We start from the raw sequence: 17,438 nt of genomic DNA, 5'->3' as shown, positions 1-17,438 counted from the left end.
TGCGGACTTGTTCAGGGAGGGCGAATGAAAAGGAACTCGTTTCTGCCGCCAAGGCAGATACCTGTGCCGTGCCCGAAATGTTTTTATTCTGTAAAAGCGTTCACTTTTTTTGCGAATATCAGGAAAAGTCCGTATCATTGCAGACAATAAAACGGAAGTATGGAAATAATCTTTAACGAGGAATATCTTCAGGTAATGTTATAGTACGGGCAAAACGGATAAGAAACACCGCTTTCAGCCTCAAATTATACGGAAATATATCCGGGTGATAGATTTGATGCGAGATACTTCCAGCGTTCTGGAACTTATGCGTTATAACTCCCTGAATTACGAGAGATTGGAAGGGGATAAGGCCGGGCTGTCTTCCGTCAGGGTGAATGACCAGTACCGCATCGAATTTGAGGAGTACGTCAGGGACGGTGAAACCGTTGCCACGATATGCAACATAACAGATTTGTCGAACCATTATAAATGATTGATTATGATTACGATTCAAGGGATTGACCCCAATATGATTGCCAACAATCTCGAACCCGCATTCCCCACGCATCCGGGAGAAATATTGAAAGAGGAAATCGGATGCAGAGGGATTTCCCAGCGGAAACTTGCGGAGCAGATGGGCATAAGCCATTCGGTATTGAACGAGATACTCAACGCACGCCGGCCTGTTACGGAGAAAACGGCCATGATGTTTGAGGCGGCTTTAGGAGTGGATGCCGAACCGTTGATGCGGCTCCAGATGAGGTACAACATGCGTGCCGCGAAAAAGGACAAGTCGTTCATGCAGCGTCTGGAGAATATACGGAAGGTTGCGGCAATGCTTTGAATGCATGCGCATGAAAAAACGTCAGCGCCCCTTCAGCATCGCGACCAGCATCTCCCGCTGGAGCGAATACGTATGCCCGTTGCGCTGCACGTATTCCAGCAGCTCCGTTCCGTCCCGGCGGAACTTGGCCTTCAGCTCCGGGTCGCTTTCCGTTTCGTCCGCTATCTTCAGGAGCACCATGGCTGCCAGTTCGATTTTGTCCATGCGGTCCTTGTCGCCGTCATACCGGCCGAGCACATCGCTGATGTCCATCGTCTTGAGCTCCTCGGCAGAGAATCCGAGAATCTGGCGTGCCATGCCGTCGTATTCCTCCCATTCCTGCTTCCGCATGGGCTTGCGGCGCAGAAGCGATTCCACGATGGCCGAAATCACCTGCTGGATCATCCGTATCAGATAGTCTTGTTTGATCATTCCTGCTTTTTTCGCGCAAAGTTACGCGATTGCTTTCATTCTTTCAAGCGAAATGGTTCTTTCTGAAACTTTTTTCCTGCTTTTTTGCTTTTCCGTATCAGAATCTTTCGTATTTTTGGCAGGAACTAACAGAATAACACTATGGACGAACAGATAAGACAGATTGCCGAACGCATCGGAGGCCTGCGCGACGCGCTTGACCTGACAATAGAAGAGATGGCGGACAGATGCCGGATGACGGCCGACGAGTACCGCCGGATAGAATCGGGCGAGCATGACATCGCGGTCAGCACCTTGCAGCAGATCGCCCGCCGGTTCGAGATTCCGCTCGACGTGCTGATGTTCGGCGAAGAACCGAAGATGAACTCCTATTTCCTCACCCGCAAAGGCACGGGCATCTCCGTGGAGCGGACCAAAGCCTACAAGTACCAGTCGCTCGCCTCGGGTTTCCGGGGGCGTATCGCCGACCCGTTTATCGTGACGGTGGAGCCCAAGCCCGATGACACACCGATATATTACAATACGCATGGCGGGCAAGAGTTCAATCTGGTGATTGAAGGCCGCATGCTTCTGAGCATCAACGGGAAAGACCTGGTGCTGAACGAGGGCGACAGCCTTTATTTCGACTCTTCCCTGCCTCACGGCATGAAGGCGCTCGACGGAAAGACGGTGAAGTTCTTGGCCGTCATTATGCAGTAACTAAAAATAAGGAAAAGGATATTATGCTAGAGAGATTTCTTGAACAGACACACTTCACTTCGCAGGAAGATTTCATCAAAAATTTCAAGATAAAGGTGCCCGAAAACTTCAATTTCGGGTATGATGTGGTGGACGCATGGGCCGAAGAGCGTCCGGAAAAGAAGGCCCTGCTCTGGACGAACGACAAGGGAGAGCATATCCAGTTTACATACGCCGACCTGAAGCGGTATACCGACATGACGGCGTCCTACTTCCAGCGCATCGGCATCGGAAAGGGCGACCGCGTGATGCTGATCCTGAAGCGCCGCTATGAGTTCTGGTTCTCCATCATCGCCCTTCACAAAATCGGGGCGGTCACCATCCCCGCCACCCATCTGCTCACCAAGAAAGATATTGTTTATCGGTGTCAGGCCGCAGGCATCAAGGCCATTGTGGCCGCCGGAGAGCCGGTCATCACGAAGCACATCGCCGACGCCATGCCCGAATCGCCCACCGTGGAGAAGCTGGTGAGCGTGGGCCCCGAATGTCCGGAAGGGTTCGAAGACTTCCACAAGGGCATTGAAAGCGCAGCCCCGTTCGTGCGGCCGGCACACGCGAACGCCAACGGCGACATCTCGCTCATGTACTTCACCTCCGGAACAACCGGCGAGCCGAAGATGGTGGCGCACGACTTCACCTATCCCCTGGGGCACATCGCCACGGGGTGCTACTGGCACAACCTGAACGAGAACAGCCTCCATCTCACCATCGCCGACACGGGATGGGGAAAGGCCGTGTGGGGGAAGCTCTACGGGCAGATGATCGCGGGGGCGAACATCTTCGTGTACGACCATGAGAAGTTCACTCCGGCCGACATCCTCCAGAAAATCCACGACTACCGCATCACTTCGCTCTGCGCCCCTCCCACCATCTACCGCTTCCTGATCCGGGAAGACCTGAGCAAGTACGACCTCTCTTCGCTGGAGTACTGCACTACGGCGGGCGAGGCGCTGAACTATTCCGTTTATGAAACGTTCAAGAAGATTACGGGCATCCGCCTGATGGAGGGGTTCGGGCAGACCGAAACCGCGCTCACGCTCGCCACCTTCCCGTGGATGGAGCCGAAGCCGGGAAGCATGGGCGTGCCCAACCCGCAGTACGACATCGACCTGCTCAAGCCCGACGGGCGTCCGGCCGAAGACGGCGAGCAGGGGCAGATTGTGGTGCGCACCGGCAAGGGAAAGCCGCTGGGCCTGTTCAAGGAATACTACCGCGATCCGGAGCTGACCAAGGCCACGTGGCACGACGGAGTGTACTATACCGGCGATGTGGCCTGGCGCGACGAGGACGGCTACTACTGGTTTGTGGGGCGCGCCGACGATGTGATCAAAAGCTCGGGCTACCGCATCGGGCCGTTCGAGGTGGAAAGCGCGCTGATGACGCATCCCGCCGTGGTGGAGTGTGCCATTACGGGCGTGCCCGACGAAATCCGGGGGCAGGTGGTGAAGGCCACCATCGTCCTGTCGAAGGAATACAGGCCGAAGGCGGGCCCCGAGCTGGTAAAGGAGCTTCAGGACCACGTGAAGCGCGTCACGGCTCCCTACAAGTATCCGCGCGTCATCGAGTTCGTCGACGAGCTGCCCAAGACCATCAGCGGAAAGATACGCCGCGTGGAAATCCGCCAGAAGGACAACGGGTGACCCCCCCGGAGGCTTTGCACGCGCCGTATAATTTTTTATCTTTGCCCTCCCAACCGTTCAAGTTCAAGCGTTATGAGCAGACTTTATCCGATAGGCATACAGAGTTTCGAAAGAATCCGTGAGGACGGATATGTTTATGTGGACAAGACTTCCCTGGTGTACCGTTTGGCGACAACCGGAAAGCACTATTTCCTGAGCCGCCCGCGCCGGTTCGGCAAGAGCCTGCTTGTGTCTACGCTCGAGGCTTACTTCCTGGGGAAGAAAGGGCTGTTTGCCGGACTTGCCATGGAGCGTCTGGAACGGGAATGGACGGAATATCCGGTGTTTCACCTCGACCTGAACTCGCAGAAATACGAAACGCCCCAAAGTCTGGCCGACATCCTGAACGCTGCCCTGACCAAATGGGAGAAGGAATACGGCCGGGAAGAGGCTGAAACCTCGCTTTCCCTGCGCTTTCAGGGGGTGGTGCAGCGCGCGGCCGAGAAGACGGGGCACAACGCGGTGATACTGGTTGACGAATACGACAAGCCTCTTCTCCAGTCCATAGGCAACGATTCCCTGCAGACTGATTACCGGAACACGCTCAAGGCCTTTTACGGCGTGCTGAAAAGCTGCGACCCCTATATCCGCTTTGCCTTGCTTACGGGAGTGACGAAGTTCAGCAAGGTGAGCGTGTTCAGCGATCTGAACAATCTGATTGACATCTCGATGGACGGGCAGTATGCTTCTGTATGCGGCATCACGGAAAAGGAACTTGCGCATAATTTTGCGGACGACATTCATCTGCTGGCCGACGCCAACGGAATGGCGGATGAGGATGCTTTCAGAAAGCTGAAGGAATGGTATGACGGCTATCATTTCACTCCTGAATGCGAGGACATCTACAATCCGTTCAGCCTGCTCAATACATTCTTCAGGCGCAGGTTCGGAAGCTACTGGTTTGAAACGGGCACGCCTACGTTTCTGGCAGAGATGCTGAAGGAATGCCGCTATGACTTGTATGCCTTGTCGGACGAGCAGACCACCTCGGATGTGCTGGGCAGTGTCGATACGATGAAAGACAATCCGGTTCCCATACTCTATCAGAGCGGTTATCTGACGATAAAGGGCTACGACGCGCGTTTCGGCCTGTACCGCCTGGGCTTCCCGAACGAAGAGGTGGAGAAGGGCTTTATGAGTTTCCTGCTTCCTTATTATGCTCCGATACGCAAGTCCGAGAGCATTTTCCGGATAAGCCAGTTTGTGCGCGATGTGGAAAGCGGAAACGTCGGTTCGTTCATGCGCCGCCTCCAGAGCTTCTTTGCAGACACCCCCTACGAGCTCGCCCGCGATCTGGAACTCCATTATCAGAACGTGCTTTTCATCGTGTTCAAGCTGATGGGCTTCTTCACGCAGGTGGAATACCATACTTCCCGGGGGCGGATCGATCTTGTCCTTCAGACCGAGAAGTACATCTACGTGATGGAGTTCAAGCTCGAAGGCACGGCAGAAGGCGCCCTCCGCCAGATAGAGGAGCGAAATTATGCCCTTCCTTTCGCCTCCGACCCGCGGAAGCTTTTCAAGGTGGGGGTGAACTTCAGCAATGCGCTCCGGGGAATCGAGAAGTGGGAGGTGCGGGAGCGCTGAAGTCCCCCCCCCCGGGGCGGAATCACACCGCCGGCAGGCTGTTCCCGTTGATTTTCCGGTACAGGTCGAGCGCGTACACGTCGGTCATCCCCGAAATGTAGTCGAGCACGGCCTGGATTCTGGCGTAGAGCGTCGGAGCCTGGATTTCGTACTGCCTCGACACGCGGTTGATCAGCAGCTGCGAGTAGGCCTTTTCGGGATAGCGCACCGCGTCGATCATCAGGTCGATGAGGGTGGTGATGACCTGGAAGCCGGCCAGCTCGATGTCTACCACATCCTTCGAGAAGTAGATCTTGTCGAAGGCCGTCTGCGAGCAGTGCCTGTATGCCTCCCTTACGTGGTCGGAGAGGTGGGCGATGAGGGTGCCCTCGAACTCTCCTTCCAGGATGCTTTCCTCGTTGTCTGCAAACGTCCGCACGCATTCGCTTATCAGCACCCCGATGGCCGACGAGCGCAGGTAGGCTATCTGCTCGTTCGTGTCGTCAACCATGCTGCATATCTTTTCCACCCTTTCCATGCGGTGCGGCGTGAAGAACCGGCAATACAGGTCCCTGGTCTGCTCGGTGGTGAGGATTTTCAGCTTGTGCGCATCCTCTATGTCCATCATCTGGTAGCAGATGTCGTCGGCGGCTTCCACCAGATACACCAGCGGGTGGCGGGCGTAGCGCAGGGGCTCTCCCTCTTTGCTGAGCCGCTTGATGCCCAGCTCGTCGGCTATCCGCCTGAAGTCGTCCTCCTCGCTCAGGAAGAAGCCGAACTTCTGTTTCGCTCCGGCAAGGCGCGAAGAGAACGGATACTTCACGATGGACGCCAGCGTGGAGTAGGTCATGACGAACCCTCCGGGGCGCCGGCCCTGGAACTGGTGGGTGAGCAGGCGGAAGGCGTTGGCGTTGCCCTCAAAATGAATCAGGTCTTTCCATTCCGCGTCCGTCAGGAGCGGGCGGAGCGCCATGCCCTTCCCCTCGGAGAAGTAGGTGCCGATGGCCTTCTCGCCCGAGTGCCCGAAGGGGGGGTTCCCCAGGTCGTGGGCAAGGCATGCGGCCGACACGATGGAGCCTATCTCTGTGATGTGCGTGTCTGAAAGCGCGGGGTGCTTCTTCAGAAGCTCGGCGGCGACTTCGTTTCCCAGCGAGCGTCCCACGCACGAAACTTCCAGGCTATGGGTCAGGCGGTTGTGCACGAAGATGCTTCCGGGAAGCGGAAACACCTGGGTCTTGTTCTGCAGGCGGCGGAACGGGGCCGAGAAGATCAGCCGGTCGTAGTCGCGCTGGAATTCGGTGCGGTCCTCTTTCCGTTTCTCGTGCAGGTTCTCAAGCCCGAAGCGTTTGTTCGATAGAAGTTGTTTCCAGTTCATTGTCAGTGCTTTTGTTTGAAAGGGTAAATCCAAAACTTGATTGCAAAAATATAAAAAAATGGTAAATGGCGCCATTAATTCCGCGGAATGTGTAAATTCGCATTCTTAAACAAGACGTATATGGCGGAAAAGATGAAGATACAGATTATAAACAAGTCGAAACATCCGTTGCCTCAGTATGCCACAAGCTTGTCGGCGGGCATGGATCTCCGTGCGAACATTGATGCGCCCATCGTGCTGAAGCCTTTGGAGCGGTGTCTGGTGCCTACGGGCCTGTATGCGGCCATCCCGGCGGGCTATGAGGCCCAGGTGCGCCCGCGCAGCGGGCTGGCCGTGAAGAAGGGCGTTACGGTGCTCAACTCTCCGGGCACGGTTGATGCGGATTACCGGGGAGAGATATGCGTTGTCCTCGTCAACCTCTCGGCAGAAGACTTCGTGGTCGAGGATGGCGAGCGCATCGCGCAGATGGTCATCGCACGCCACGAGCAGGCCGAATGGCAGGAAGTGGAGGCGCTTGACGATACGGAGCGGGGAGCCGGAGGATTCGGACATACGGGTACGGTATAAATAAGCTTACGGATTATGGTGAGGAAGATTTTCTATCTGGCGGGCATCGTGGCCCTGCTTGCGGCTTGCGGCACTACGGGGCACCAGCGCGCGGCAAGACCCGCGCACGAAAAAGACCCGCTGACCTTTGAGCAGCGCCGGAAGTTCGACTATTTCTTTCTGGAGGCTCTGCGGATGAAGGAAAAGGGCGACCTCGACGCGGCGTTCGAACTCTACGGCCATTGCCTGGACATCAATCCGCGCTCGGCCGCCGCATTGTATGAGATTTCCCAGTTCTACATGGCCTTGGGACAGGAGAAGAAGGGAGAGGAGGCCATGAAGCAGGCCGTGCGCTCGGACGAGTCGAACTTCTGGTACAAGCAGACGCTGGCCGCCTATTACCAGCAGAAGCGTGACATCCCGAAGGCCATAGCCGTGTATGAAGACATGGCCCATCAGTTCCCCTCGCGCCTGGAGCCTCTGATCTCGCTCGTCGACCTTTACGGGCAGACCAAAAGCTATCCCGAAGAGATAAAGGTGCTCGACCGCCTGGAGGAGCTCGACGGAAAGTCGGAGCAGATCAGCATGGAGAAGTTCCGCTGCTATCTGCAGACGGGCGACAAGGAGAAGGCGTTCAGCGAAATAGAAAGCCTGTCGAAGGAGTATCCTTATGACATGCGCTACCAGAATATGCTGGGCGACGTGTATCTTGACAACGGCAAGGCGCAGGAGGCTTACGACACCTACCGGCGCATCCTGAACGAGGTGCCGGGGTATGCACCCACCGTCATCTCGCTTGCCCAGTACTACAAGAAGACGGGCAACGACAGCCTCTACCGGGCGCAGATCGACACGATCCTGGTGAACGACAACGTGCCGTCGGACACGAAGATGGAGCTTATGCGCCAGCTGATCCTGGTGTCGGAGCAGACCGCCGGGGACAGCACGGAAATCGTCGGCCTCTTCAGGCGGATTCTGGAGCGTCCCCAGCCGAACGCTGACCTGGCCATGCTCTGCGCGCAGTACATGATTACCAAGAAGATGGAGAAGGAGTCGGTTCCGGTGCTCAACCAGATTCTTTCGATCGACCCCGAGAACAAGCCCGCACGCCTTCAGCTCCTGGCGTATGCCATCCGCGAGAACAATCTGGACGAGGTGGTCAGAGTGGCCGCTCCGGCGCTCGAATACAATCCCGACGCCATGGAGTTCTACTACTACCTGGGGCTGGCATACTATCAGAAAAAGGATACCGGCAAGGCGCTGGAGGTGTTCCGCAAGGGAATCAGGCAGGTCAACGAAAAGAGCGACAAGGGCATCGTTTCGGACTTCTACGCTATCCTGGGCGACATCTACAGCACGAAGCAGATGAAGGCCGAAGCGTATGCGGCTTATGATTCGGCGCTGGTGTACAATCCGAACAACATCGCCACGCTGAACAATTATGCCTATTACCTCTCGGTAGAGCGGAAAGACCTCGACAAGGCGGAGGAGATGAGCTACCGCACGGTAAAGGCGGAGCCTGAAAACGCCACGTATCTTGACACCTACGCCTGGATTCTGTTCGAGAAGGAACGCTACACCGAGGCGCGCATCTACATCGAGCAGGCGATGAGGAACGGAGGCGACACGAGCCAGGTGATCGTGGAGCATTGCGGAGATATTTATTATATGCTGGACGAGAAAGACAAGGCTTTGGAATACTGGAAGAAGGCCGAAGGCATGGACCCCAGTCCGGACGACGGCTCCACTCCGCGCACCGAAGCCGAACTGAAGCGTCTGAAACGGAAAATAGCTTTGAAAAAATACATAGCCGAATGAAAACATCTTTTTTACGTTATCTCGGAATCATGGCGCTTGTCGTTCTGGCGGCGGCCTGCTCTTCTTCGCGCCACGCCGGAAAGTCGCAGATGATCGGAAACCTGAAGGGCGAAGAGTATCTGGAAAAGGTCATCGAATATGCCCCGCGCTGGCAGGCGCTGACGGGAAAGGTGGCCTTCAGCCTGGATATGGACGGCAAGTCGGCCAGCCTGAACGCCACGCTCCGCATGAAGAAGGGCGAGGTGATCCAGCTGTCTGTGGCTCCCTTGCTGGGCATCGAAGTGGCGCGGATGGAAATCACTCCCGAGCGCATCCTTGCCGTCGACCGCCTGCACAAGCGCTATGTGGAGATTTCGTTCGAGTCGTTGAGCGGGATGCTGCGGACGGAAATCGACTTCAATGCCTTGCAGTCGCTTTTCATGAACGAGGTGTTCCTCCCCGGAAAGCCCCAGCTTGAGGCGGGCGACGTGAGGCGATTCCGTGTGTTCCCGGCGGGGAGCAGGGCGATGATCGTGCCGAAGTCTTCGCGCGCCCTGTCGTATCAGTTCTTCACGGGAACCGAAAGCGGCCTGCTTGAAAAAACATGCGTGGGGCTGGACGGAATGGACGGCTATGCGCTGGAGTGGGACTATAGCGACTTCTCCGGGCTCGACGGGAAGCTTTTCCCGAGGCACATCGTTGCCCGCGTGCCGGCAAAGAACTTTTCGCTCGACATGAAGCTCTCGCGCATGTCTGTAAGTGCCGACTGGGAATCTTCGTCCGCCTTGTCTTCGAAATACCGCAGGATGGAGCTGCGCGAATTGTTGGATATGCTGGTCAAATAACGTGCGGATATGAAACGTCTTTGGCTCATATTGCTGGTTTGCTTCTGTGTGTCGGGTGCCGGAGCGCAGACTACGAGGAAAATCCGTCAGCTTGAAGAGCAGCGCAATGAACTGCGCCGGCAGATCTCCGAGTCGGAAACCTTGCTGAAGTCGGCCAGAAAAGACGTGAAGAGCCAGCTCGACAATCTGGCCTTGCTCTCCGGGCAGATTGAAGAGCGGAAAAGATACGTGCAGGCTATCGAGGCAGACATCAGGGCGATCCAGCTGGAGATAGGCCGTCTGAGGGCGGAGCTGGCCCGCTTGCAGAAGGAACTGGCCGAAAAGCGCCTTAAGTACGAGCAGTCTGTGCGCTACATGTATAAGAACAAGTCGGTTCAGGAAAAGCTGATGTTTGTTTTCTCGGCCGACAACCTGAGTCAGATGTACCGCAGGCTGCGCTATGTGCGCGAGTATGCCGACTACCAGCGCCTGCAGGGAATGCAGGTGCAGCGCAAGCAGAAGCAGGTGGCCGACAAGCGGAACACGCTTGTGGCGAGCCGGAAGGCCAAGGAAGAGCTGGCAAAGCAGGGAGAGGCGGAAAAGCTCAGGCTGGAAGAGCAGGAAAAAGAACGCAAAGAACTGCTCCAGGCCTTGCAGAAGAAGCAAAGGAGCATCCAGGCGGAACTCTCGAAGAAGCGCCGCTCGGCCGACAGGCTGAATGCGGAAATCGACCGCCTGATCGAGATTGAGGTGGAGAAGGCAAGGGCGCGCGCCCGGGAAGAAGCGCGGAGAAAGGCGGCGGAAGCCGGAAAGAAGGCGGATGCACCCAAAGAGGAGGCCGCGCCCGGAAAGGCGGGCAAAATGGAGGCCTACAGGACGGACTCGGAAGACCGGCGCCTCTCGGGCGTGTTTGAGCGCAACAAAGGCATTCTTCCGGTGCCGATAACGGGACCTTATGCGGTGGTAGGACACTACGGGAAATACGAGGTGAAAGGCTTGCGCAACGTGCGCCTCGACAACAAGGGCATAGACATCAAGGGCAAGCCGGGAGCAAGCGCGCGTGCCATATTCGACGGAGAAGTGTCGGCGGTGTTCCAGTACAACGGGCTCACCAACGTGCTCGTGCGCCACGGAAGCTACATCTCGGTCTATTGCAACCTTTCGTCCGTCCGCGTGAAGAAGGGAAGCCTCGTAAAGACGAAAGACATCCTGGGCGAGGTGAACACCGATGCCGACGGCAATACCGTGCTTCATTTCCAGCTTCGCAAGGAAACCGCCAAGCTGAATCCCGAACTTTGGATTGCGCGCTGATGCTCTTCCGTTTGTCCGGCTGCATCCGGGATTCAGGCCCGAAGCTTTCCGGGCAGGATTCTTGCCCGTCAGGTTTCCGGACTTGTGCCGTCAGGCCTCCGGACTTGTGCCGACATCTTTTTCAGATTCTCAGTCCGTCGAGCAGGCGGATGTAGAGGTCTACGGCCTCTTCCACTTCGCCCACCATGATGTATTCGTCGGCGGTGTGCGAGCGGGATGACTTGCCCGGGCCTATCTTGACCGAAGGGAAGGGCATGAGCGCCTGGTCGGACAGGGTAGGAGAGCCGAACGGGGTCTTCCCCAGTTCTGCGGCGCGTTTCACGAAGGGATGGCCGGCAGGGATGCTCGACGAGTTGAGGCGGAACGAGCGCGCTTTCGCCTCGCAGGAAATGTGCCGGCATACCTCCTCAAACACCTCCTGGTTTGAATAGCATTCGTTGGTGCGGATGTCGACCACGGCGCTGCATACGTCGGGAATCACGTTGTGCTGCGTTCCGGCATTGATTTGGGTGACGCTCATCTTTACCGGTCCCAGCAGGGGCGAAACCTCCGGAAACTGGTAGGAGCGCAGCCATTCGATGTCCGGAAGAATCTTGTAGATGGCGTTTTCGCCCTCTTCGCGGGCGGCATGTCCCGAGCGTCCGTGTGCGGTGATGTCAAGCACCATCAGTCCCTTTTCCGCAATGGCGGGATTCATCTCGGTGGGTTCGCCCACCACTCCCAGCGCAATCGGCGGGAGCTGGGGAAGCACGCTCTCGATTCCGTTCTTGCCCGACACCTCTTCTTCGCACGAGGCGAGGAATATCAGGTTGTAGCTCTGTTCCGTGGTTGTCAGATAGCGGTATGCCTGGAACAGCGCGGCCAGGCTTCCTCCCGCGTCGTTGCTTCCCAGTCCGTAGAGCTTCCCGTTCTCCGTCTTGGGGGTGAAAGGCTGCTTGCGCCATCCGCTCACGGGCTTTACCGTGTCGATGTGCGAGTTCAGCAGGACGGTTGGCTTGCCTGTGTCGAAATTCGGGCTTATGCACCAGATGTTGTTCCCCGAACGTCCGGTCATGATTCCGCTTTCTTCGATATAGTTTTGCAGGAAGTCGGCCGCAGCATCTTCTTCGCGGCTGATGGAGGGTATGCCGATGAGCGCGTGAAGCAGCGTGAGGGCCTCCGAGGTGTAGTATGCTATGTCTGTCATGTGTGTATGTTTGCTTTTTGTTTGCCAAAGGCAAAGGTAATCAAAAAAATCGGTTCTTCAAAATACCGCCTTCCGTTTTGGAGACCGGCCGCTGGTCTGTTTTGCGCGAAAGCTGGCGTCCTTTCAGGCCATGCCGTGGGCTTCGGATCCCGTTGCCCGGCGGAGTGCGGTTCAGCAAAAACGTTTCGGGCGATTGCAGGTTTCAGGAATAAATATTATATTTGCATCATTAACGGAAGTAAAGAAAGGCATACGGCTATGGCAAACACTTATCTGTCACGATTGATCAGAAAACAGGCGCAAAAATACGGCGACAAGGTGGCTTTGAGGTACCGCGACTACAAGACGGAAACCTGGAAGCCGGTTACGTGGAACTATTTTTCAGACCTGGTGGAGGTTGTGGCAAACGCGCTGGTGGGGCTCGGCGTGGAGGAGCAGGAGAACGTAGGCGTATTTTCGCAGAACATGCCGGAATGCCTTTACGTTGATTTCGGAGCTTTCCGTGACCGTGTGGTTACAGTCCCGCTTTATGCCACGAGTTCGGAAGCGCAGGTGCACTACATCGTGGAGGATGCCGGCATACGGTATCTGTTTGTGGGAGAACAGTATCAGTACGACGTGGCCTGCCGGGTGCAGGCGCTGTGCAAGTCGCTGAAGCAGATCGTCATATTCGATCCGGACGTGAAAAAATCTCCCGGCGACACGAATTCCGTCTATTTCTCTGAGTTTATGAAGAACGGCCTCTACAAGCCTTACCGCATGGAGGTGGACCGCCGTTCGGACAGTTCCTCTCCCGAGGATCTGGCAAGCATCCTCTATACTTCGGGCACGACGGGCGATTCGAAGGGAGTGATTCTGCGGCATTCAAACTATGAAGCCGCTTTCAAGGCAAACCATGCCCGGCTGACTGACCTCGGAGAGGACGACGTGGTGCTGAATTTCCTGCCGTTCACCCATATTTTCGAGCGTGCCTGGTCGTACTTCAGCCTCGATTGCGGGTGTACGCTCTGCATCAACCTCCGTCCGCAGGACGTGCAGAAGACGATGCGCGAAATCCGCCCCACGGCCATGTGCAGCGTGCCCCGCTTTTGGGAGAAGGTCTATGCGGGAGTGCAGGAGAAGATAAACGAAACGCACGGCCCTGCCAAATGGATGATGCTCGACGCTATCCGTGTGGGAAAGGAGCACAACATAGATTATCTGATGAACGGAAAAACGCCTCCCTCCATGCTTCACTGGAAATACCAGCTGTATGAGAAGACGGTTTTCAGCCTGCTGAAAAAGACGGTCGGCATCGAAAACGGAAACTTCTTTCCTGTGGCGGGAGCCGCGATACCCTATGAGGTGGAGGAGTTTGTCCATTCTGTAGGAATCAACATGATAACCGGATACGGGCTGACGGAAAGCACGGCCACCGTTTCGTGCGACTGGAAGGGTGATTTCCGCCTGGGCAGCGTGGGGCGAGTCATTCCGGGCGTGGAGCTGCGTATAGGCGAGAACAGCGAAATCCAGCTGAGGGGAGGGACCATCACCCAGGGATACTACAAGAAAGAAGCGAAAACGCGCGAGGCTTTTACCGAAGACGGATGGTTCAAGACCGGAGATGCGGGATACGTCAAAGACGGATTCCTGTATCTTACCGAACGGATCAAGGACCTGTTCAAAACGTCGAACGGGAAATACATAGCTCCTCAGGCGATTGAAACCAAGCTGGTGGTGGACAGGTATATCGACCAGATAACGATTATCGCCGACGAGCGCAAGTTTGTGTCGGCACTCATCGTGCCCGATTACGCTCAGGTGGAGAAGTATGCGCGCGACCACCGCATTCCTTATGCCGGCCGCAAGGACCTGCTCGCCAGACCCGAGATAACCGCTCTCTTCCGGATGCGGATCGATACGCTCCAGCAGGAGTTCGCCCATTATGAGCAGGTGAAGCGTTTCACCCTGCTCCCCGAACCGTTCAGCATGGAGAGAGGCGAGCTTACCAATACGCTGAAGCTGAAGCGGTCGGTTGTAGCGCAGAATTATAAGGAACTCATCGACAAAATGTATGAGGATGTGCCCGAATGAACAGATGGTATGAGTTTTTTTTCGTAACTTTGCGCCCGGACAACAATAACGTTTAGAAAGATATGATTACCATAGATCAGCTGAAAGATGTAAAAGAGCGTACGGATGCTTTATACCGCTACTTGGGCATTGAAGAGAAAAAGATTCAGGTAGAAGAGGAACAGCTTCGCACGCAGGCTCCCGGATTCTGGGACGACCAGAAAGCGGCCGAGGCTCAGATGAAGAAGGTGAAAGGCTTGCAGCAGTGGATTGCAGGGTATCAGGATGTGAAAACTCTTGCCGACGAGCTCCAGCTTGCATACGATTTTTATAAAGACGAACTGGTGAGCGAAGCGGAGGTGGACGACGCCTATGCGAAGGCGGTCAGCGCCATCGAAGAGCTTGAGCTGAAGAACATGCTGCGCTCTGAAGCCGACCAGATGGACTGTGTGCTGAAAATCAACTCGGGAGCCGGAGGAACGGAAAGCCAGGACTGGGCTTCGATGCTGATGCGCATGTATATGCGCTGGGCCGAGGCGAACGGTTACAAGCTTTCGGTGGCTAACCTTCAGGAAGGCGATGAGGCCGGAATCAAGTCGGTGACCATGAATATCGAAGGAGCCTATGCCTACGGATACCTGAAAGGAGAGAACGGGGTGCACCGCCTGGTGCGTGTGTCGCCTTATAATGCGCAGGGAAAGCGCATGACTTCGTTCGCTTCCGTGTTTGTCACTCCGCTGGTGGACGATTCGATTGAAGTCACGATAGAACCTGCGCGCTTGTCGTGGGATACTTTCCGGAGCGGAGGTGCCGGAGGTCAGAATGTAAACAAGGTAGAGTCGGGCGTGCGCCTGCGCTACCAGTACAAAGACCCCTATACCGGCGAAGAAGAGGAGATTCTGATTGAGAATACCGAAACGCGCGACCAGCCGAAGAACAAGGAGAACGCCATGCGCCAGTTGCGCTCTATCCTGTATGACAAGGAACTGAAGCACAGAATGGAGGAGCAGGCGAAAGTCGAGGCCGGAAAGAAAAAGATTGAATGGGGTTCCCAGATAAGGAGCTACGTGTTTGATGACCGCCGGGTTAAGGACCACCGCACAAACTACCAGACTTCGGATGTGAACGGAGTGATGGACGGAAAAATCGACGGATTCATCAAGGCGTATCTGATGGAATTTGCAGACAAGGAGGTGTGAAAACCTCCTTTCTTTTTGTGCGCATGAAAAAACGTTCCCCGTTTTTTGCGCTTTTCCAATATATGTCGTATTTTTGGTAACGATAAAATCTAAAAAACAGAAACTATGGGAAAGAATAATGCAGACCGGATAGCCAAAAGGCAGAATTTTGAAAAGCGTGAAGAAGAGCGTGCAAACCGTTTGTTCAAACTGATATGTTTTGCACTGCTGTTGCTTGCGCTGCTGATGATTGTAGGGTTTGCCCTCGCTTCGTGATTCCGTACAGGTATGGCTCAGGAAATAGAACGCAAATTTTTGGTGAAAGACAAGTCGTACCGGCACTCAGCCTTTAGAAGCTATGTTATCCGTCAGGGATATATTTGCGCTGAGCGCGGGCGTACGGTGCGTGTGCGCATCCGTGACGGCAAGGGCTTCCTTACCGTCAAGGGCCCTTCAAACCCGTCGGGAACCAGCCGCTACGAATGGGAGAGGGAACTCCCGCTTCCGGAAGCGGAAGAGCTGATGATGCTGTGCCTTCCCGGCGTGATCGACAAGGTGCGCTATCTTGTAGAGTGCGGGACACATGTTTTCGAGGTGGACGAATTTCACGGGGACAATGAGGGGCTTGTAGTTGCGGAGGTCGAGCTGCGCTCGGAGGATGAAGCCTTCGGAAAGCCTTCCTTTTTGGGGAAAGAAGTGACTGGAGAGAGGAAATATTACAATTCTTCGCTGATGGCCAATCCTTATAAAAACTGGTGACAATACCCTGTTTCCTGTCAATTAAAGGGGTAAAAACGTACAATTGATAGTTTTTACCCCATGGATTGCCAGATTTCAGGTGTCCGTATTTGTTCTTTTAGGTTAACATTGCATGGACAAAACGAGATGGGATATTAATTCTAAAAGGACAGATTTATGAAAACAGCTACTTTCGCTCAGAATTTGCTGAGCATGCAGACAGAACTACGTCACTTTGCCTATAAACTTACGGCAGACAGGGATGATGCCGACGACCTTCTTCAGGAAACATCGCTCAAGGCATTGGACAACCAGGAAAAATATGTGGCTGAAACGAACTTCAAGGGTTGGATTTATACGATAATGCGCAATATATTCATCAACAACTACCGCAAGGCTTTGCGCGACCAGACTTATGTGGACTATACCGACAATCTGCATTTTCTGAATCTGAGCGTAGACCTGGCGGATGATTCGATGGAAACGTCTTATGATTCGAAAGAGATACGTAAGGTAGTGAATGCGCTTCCGAAAGAATTCCGCGTGCCTTTTGCCATGTATGTCGCAGGATTCAAGTATCGTGAAATCGCCGATAAGCTGGCTCTTCCTTTGGGGACGGTGAAAAGCCGCATTCATTTTACGAGAAGAAAGCTTAGGGAAGAACTGAAGGACTTCAAGTGACTTTCAGTTTGTCCGTGTGGCGGAGGCGTGCAGAGTTTGATTCTTTTCTCTGTGCGCCTCCGCAGCGTTTTGCCTTATGCTTTCCCTTTCTTGCTGAAGTGTTTCCGGGAGAGCGGCCTCCACAGATAGTATGCCAGCAGGGAAGCCAGGGCGACTCCCGTGCAGTTGGCGGCAAAGTCCAGCCAGTCGCCGCTTCTGTTTTCCGTACAGGTGGCCTGAAGTATTTCAATTGTTCCGCTCATAAGGACAGGGAGAACAATGCATCCGGCGGTTGCGCGCCCCCGGCGGATGGAGGGGTGCCGGAACAGGTATTCGATCCATAGCAAGGTGGACAGTCCCCCGTACATGCAGATATGGACAATCTTGTCGATGTTGGGGATTCCGTCCATGTCTGTCTGTGGAGGTGTGAAAAACGACAGGTAGCAGATAGCTGCTGCCGTAAGCAGAGAAAGAGGATAAGACCGAAGGTAATACATTTGAATCAAAATTTTTGTTTATGTGGCAAAAATACGATATTTTTTGTACATTTG

18 protein-coding genes are annotated in these 17,438 nt (G+C 55.1%); 14 read left to right on the top strand and 4 right to left on the bottom strand.

All coding sequences use genetic code 11. From position 1 onward, the window contains the following. Window positions 1–274: 274 nt before the first annotated feature. Both QUW60_RS15115 and QUW60_RS09900 read left to right on the top strand, forming a co-directional pair. The gene (locus tag QUW60_RS15115; RefSeq protein WP_434736861.1) at window positions 275–475 is read left to right on the top strand and encodes a hypothetical protein; all 201 of its coding nucleotides are present in this window, start codon (window positions 275–277) and stop codon (window positions 473–475) included. A 6-nt stretch (window positions 476–481) separates the two neighbouring features. Further along, entirely contained in the window at window positions 482–826 is a 345-nt protein-coding gene (locus QUW60_RS09900; protein ID WP_289560179.1) for a HigA family addiction module antitoxin, read from the top strand. Between the two features lie 21 nt (window positions 827–847). Here QUW60_RS09900 and QUW60_RS09895 read toward each other — a convergent pair whose 3' ends face one another. Beyond that, complete coding sequence (locus QUW60_RS09895; RefSeq protein WP_289560177.1) at window positions 848–1,237, bottom strand: hypothetical protein; 390 nt, start codon at window positions 1,235–1,237, stop codon at window positions 848–850. Window positions 1,238–1,378: 141 nt separating this feature from the next. Here QUW60_RS09895 and QUW60_RS09890 point away from each other — a divergent pair, with 141 nt between their 5' ends. The 3 genes from QUW60_RS09890 to QUW60_RS09880 all read left to right on the top strand — a co-directional run bounded on the left by QUW60_RS09890 (window position 1,379) and on the right by QUW60_RS09880 (window position 5,241). Beyond that, window positions 1,379–1,936 carry a helix-turn-helix domain-containing protein gene (locus QUW60_RS09890; protein WP_258337129.1) on the top strand — a complete coding sequence of 186 codons (558 nt, stop codon included), beginning with the start codon at window positions 1,379–1,381 and terminating at the stop codon, window positions 1,934–1,936. A 23-nt stretch (window positions 1,937–1,959) separates the two neighbouring features. Beyond that, window positions 1,960–3,615 (top strand): AMP-binding protein, encoded by a 1,656-nt coding sequence (locus tag QUW60_RS09885; protein ID WP_258337128.1) that lies wholly within the window; start codon window positions 1,960–1,962, stop codon window positions 3,613–3,615. A 72-nt stretch (window positions 3,616–3,687) separates the two neighbouring features. Further along, window positions 3,688–5,241, top strand: coding sequence for an ATP-binding protein (locus QUW60_RS09880; RefSeq protein WP_258337127.1), 1,554 nt, complete (start codon window positions 3,688–3,690; stop codon window positions 5,239–5,241). A 22-nt stretch (window positions 5,242–5,263) separates the two neighbouring features. On the opposite strand, the gene QUW60_RS09875 is transcribed toward QUW60_RS09880, so the two are convergent. Further along, window positions 5,264–6,595, bottom strand: coding sequence for a deoxyguanosinetriphosphate triphosphohydrolase (locus tag QUW60_RS09875; RefSeq protein WP_289560174.1), 1,332 nt, complete (start codon window positions 6,593–6,595; stop codon window positions 5,264–5,266). 132 nt (window positions 6,596–6,727) lie between these two features. On the opposite strand from QUW60_RS09875, the gene dut reads away from it, so the two are divergent. From dut to QUW60_RS09855, 4 genes are read left to right on the top strand one after another with little or no spacing between them, the layout of a single operon-like run. Further along, window positions 6,728–7,162 carry a dUTP diphosphatase gene (gene dut / locus QUW60_RS09870; protein WP_258337238.1) on the top strand — a complete coding sequence of 145 codons (435 nt, stop codon included), beginning with the start codon at window positions 6,728–6,730 and terminating at the stop codon, window positions 7,160–7,162. Between the two features lie 15 nt (window positions 7,163–7,177). Continuing rightward, window positions 7,178–8,959 (top strand): tetratricopeptide repeat protein, encoded by a 1,782-nt coding sequence (locus tag QUW60_RS09865; RefSeq protein WP_258337125.1) that lies wholly within the window; start codon window positions 7,178–7,180, stop codon window positions 8,957–8,959. Then, the gene (gene lolB1, locus QUW60_RS09860; RefSeq protein WP_289560172.1) at window positions 8,956–9,783 is read left to right on the top strand and encodes a lipoprotein insertase outer membrane protein LolB1; all 828 of its coding nucleotides are present in this window, start codon (window positions 8,956–8,958) and stop codon (window positions 9,781–9,783) included. Before QUW60_RS09865 ends, lolB1 begins: the two co-directional genes overlap by 4 nt. Before the next feature lie 9 nt (window positions 9,784–9,792). Then, window positions 9,793–11,073: a murein hydrolase activator EnvC family protein gene (locus tag QUW60_RS09855; RefSeq protein ID WP_258337123.1), complete on the top strand. Its 1,281-nt coding sequence runs from the start codon at window positions 9,793–9,795 to the stop codon at window positions 11,071–11,073. Between the two features lie 121 nt (window positions 11,074–11,194). Here the strand turns inward: QUW60_RS09855 and QUW60_RS09850 are convergent, their stop codons facing one another. Next, window positions 11,195–12,259, bottom strand: a complete 1,065-nt coding sequence (locus QUW60_RS09850) for a M20 family metallo-hydrolase (protein ID WP_258337122.1) — start codon at window positions 12,257–12,259, stop codon at window positions 11,195–11,197. A gap of 258 nt (window positions 12,260–12,517) precedes the next feature. Between QUW60_RS09850 and QUW60_RS09845 the strand changes: the two genes are divergently transcribed. From QUW60_RS09845 to QUW60_RS09825, 5 genes are all read left to right on the top strand, one after another. Beyond that, the gene (locus QUW60_RS09845) at window positions 12,518–14,332 is read left to right on the top strand and encodes an AMP-dependent synthetase/ligase (protein WP_258337121.1); all 1,815 of its coding nucleotides are present in this window, start codon (window positions 12,518–12,520) and stop codon (window positions 14,330–14,332) included. A gap of 62 nt (window positions 14,333–14,394) precedes the next feature. Next, a complete protein-coding gene (gene prfB, locus QUW60_RS09840) occupies window positions 14,395–15,510 on the top strand; it encodes a peptide chain release factor 2 (RefSeq protein ID WP_258337120.1) in 1,116 nt (371 codons plus the stop codon). A 105-nt stretch (window positions 15,511–15,615) separates the two neighbouring features. Continuing rightward, window positions 15,616–15,765 carry a hypothetical protein gene (locus QUW60_RS09835; RefSeq protein WP_258337119.1) on the top strand — a complete coding sequence of 50 codons (150 nt, stop codon included), beginning with the start codon at window positions 15,616–15,618 and terminating at the stop codon, window positions 15,763–15,765. A gap of 12 nt (window positions 15,766–15,777) precedes the next feature. After that, window positions 15,778–16,248 (top strand): CYTH domain-containing protein, encoded by a 471-nt coding sequence (locus QUW60_RS09830; RefSeq protein ID WP_258337118.1) that lies wholly within the window; start codon window positions 15,778–15,780, stop codon window positions 16,246–16,248. Between the two features lie 156 nt (window positions 16,249–16,404). After that, window positions 16,405–16,908: an RNA polymerase sigma factor gene (locus QUW60_RS09825; protein WP_258337117.1), complete on the top strand. Its 504-nt coding sequence runs from the start codon at window positions 16,405–16,407 to the stop codon at window positions 16,906–16,908. 74 nt (window positions 16,909–16,982) lie between these two features. Here QUW60_RS09825 and QUW60_RS09820 read toward each other — a convergent pair whose 3' ends face one another. Beyond that, window positions 16,983–17,384, bottom strand: coding sequence for a VanZ family protein (locus QUW60_RS09820; protein WP_289560166.1), 402 nt, complete (start codon window positions 17,382–17,384; stop codon window positions 16,983–16,985). Between the last annotated feature and the right edge of the window lie 54 nt (window positions 17,385–17,438).

Source organism: Bacteroides gallinaceum, assembly GCF_030373775.1.
Lineage (GTDB): Bacteria > Bacteroidota > Bacteroidia > Bacteroidales > Bacteroidaceae > Phocaeicola > Phocaeicola excrementipullorum.
Note: the sequence above shows the minus strand (reverse complement) of the source record. Positions and strands in the feature narration are given on the sequence as shown.

Excerpts from the sequence above, each read along its gene's own strand:
- QUW60_RS09880 (WP_258337127.1), top strand. The coding sequence starts at position 3,688 with ATGAGCAGACTTTATCCGATAGGCATACAGAGTTTCGAAAGAATCCGT.
- QUW60_RS09820 (WP_289560166.1), bottom strand. The coding sequence starts at position 17,384 with ATGTATTACCTTCGGTCTTATCCTCTTTCTCTGCTTACGGCAGCAGCT.
- QUW60_RS09865 (WP_258337125.1), top strand. The coding sequence starts at position 7,178 with ATGGTGAGGAAGATTTTCTATCTGGCGGGCATCGTGGCCCTGCTTGCG.
- QUW60_RS09830 (WP_258337118.1), top strand. The coding sequence starts at position 15,778 with ATGGCTCAGGAAATAGAACGCAAATTTTTGGTGAAAGACAAGTCGTAC.
- QUW60_RS09900 (WP_289560179.1), top strand. The coding sequence starts at position 482 with ATGATTACGATTCAAGGGATTGACCCCAATATGATTGCCAACAATCTC.
- QUW60_RS09895 (WP_289560177.1), bottom strand. The coding sequence starts at position 1,237 with ATGATCAAACAAGACTATCTGATACGGATGATCCAGCAGGTGATTTCG.
- dut (WP_258337238.1), top strand. The coding sequence starts at position 6,728 with ATGAAGATACAGATTATAAACAAGTCGAAACATCCGTTGCCTCAGTAT.
- QUW60_RS09885 (WP_258337128.1), top strand. The coding sequence starts at position 1,960 with ATGCTAGAGAGATTTCTTGAACAGACACACTTCACTTCGCAGGAAGAT.
- QUW60_RS09890 (WP_258337129.1), top strand. The coding sequence starts at position 1,379 with ATGGACGAACAGATAAGACAGATTGCCGAACGCATCGGAGGCCTGCGC.
- lolB1 (WP_289560172.1), top strand. The coding sequence starts at position 8,956 with ATGAAAACATCTTTTTTACGTTATCTCGGAATCATGGCGCTTGTCGTT.
- QUW60_RS09855 (WP_258337123.1), top strand. The coding sequence starts at position 9,793 with ATGAAACGTCTTTGGCTCATATTGCTGGTTTGCTTCTGTGTGTCGGGT.
- QUW60_RS09835 (WP_258337119.1), top strand. The coding sequence starts at position 15,616 with ATGGGAAAGAATAATGCAGACCGGATAGCCAAAAGGCAGAATTTTGAA.
- QUW60_RS09875 (WP_289560174.1), bottom strand. The coding sequence starts at position 6,595 with ATGAACTGGAAACAACTTCTATCGAACAAACGCTTCGGGCTTGAGAAC.
- QUW60_RS09850 (WP_258337122.1), bottom strand. The coding sequence starts at position 12,259 with ATGACAGACATAGCATACTACACCTCGGAGGCCCTCACGCTGCTTCAC.
- QUW60_RS09825 (WP_258337117.1), top strand. The coding sequence starts at position 16,405 with ATGAAAACAGCTACTTTCGCTCAGAATTTGCTGAGCATGCAGACAGAA.
- QUW60_RS09845 (WP_258337121.1), top strand. The coding sequence starts at position 12,518 with ATGGCAAACACTTATCTGTCACGATTGATCAGAAAACAGGCGCAAAAA.
- prfB (WP_258337120.1), top strand. The coding sequence starts at position 14,395 with ATGATTACCATAGATCAGCTGAAAGATGTAAAAGAGCGTACGGATGCT.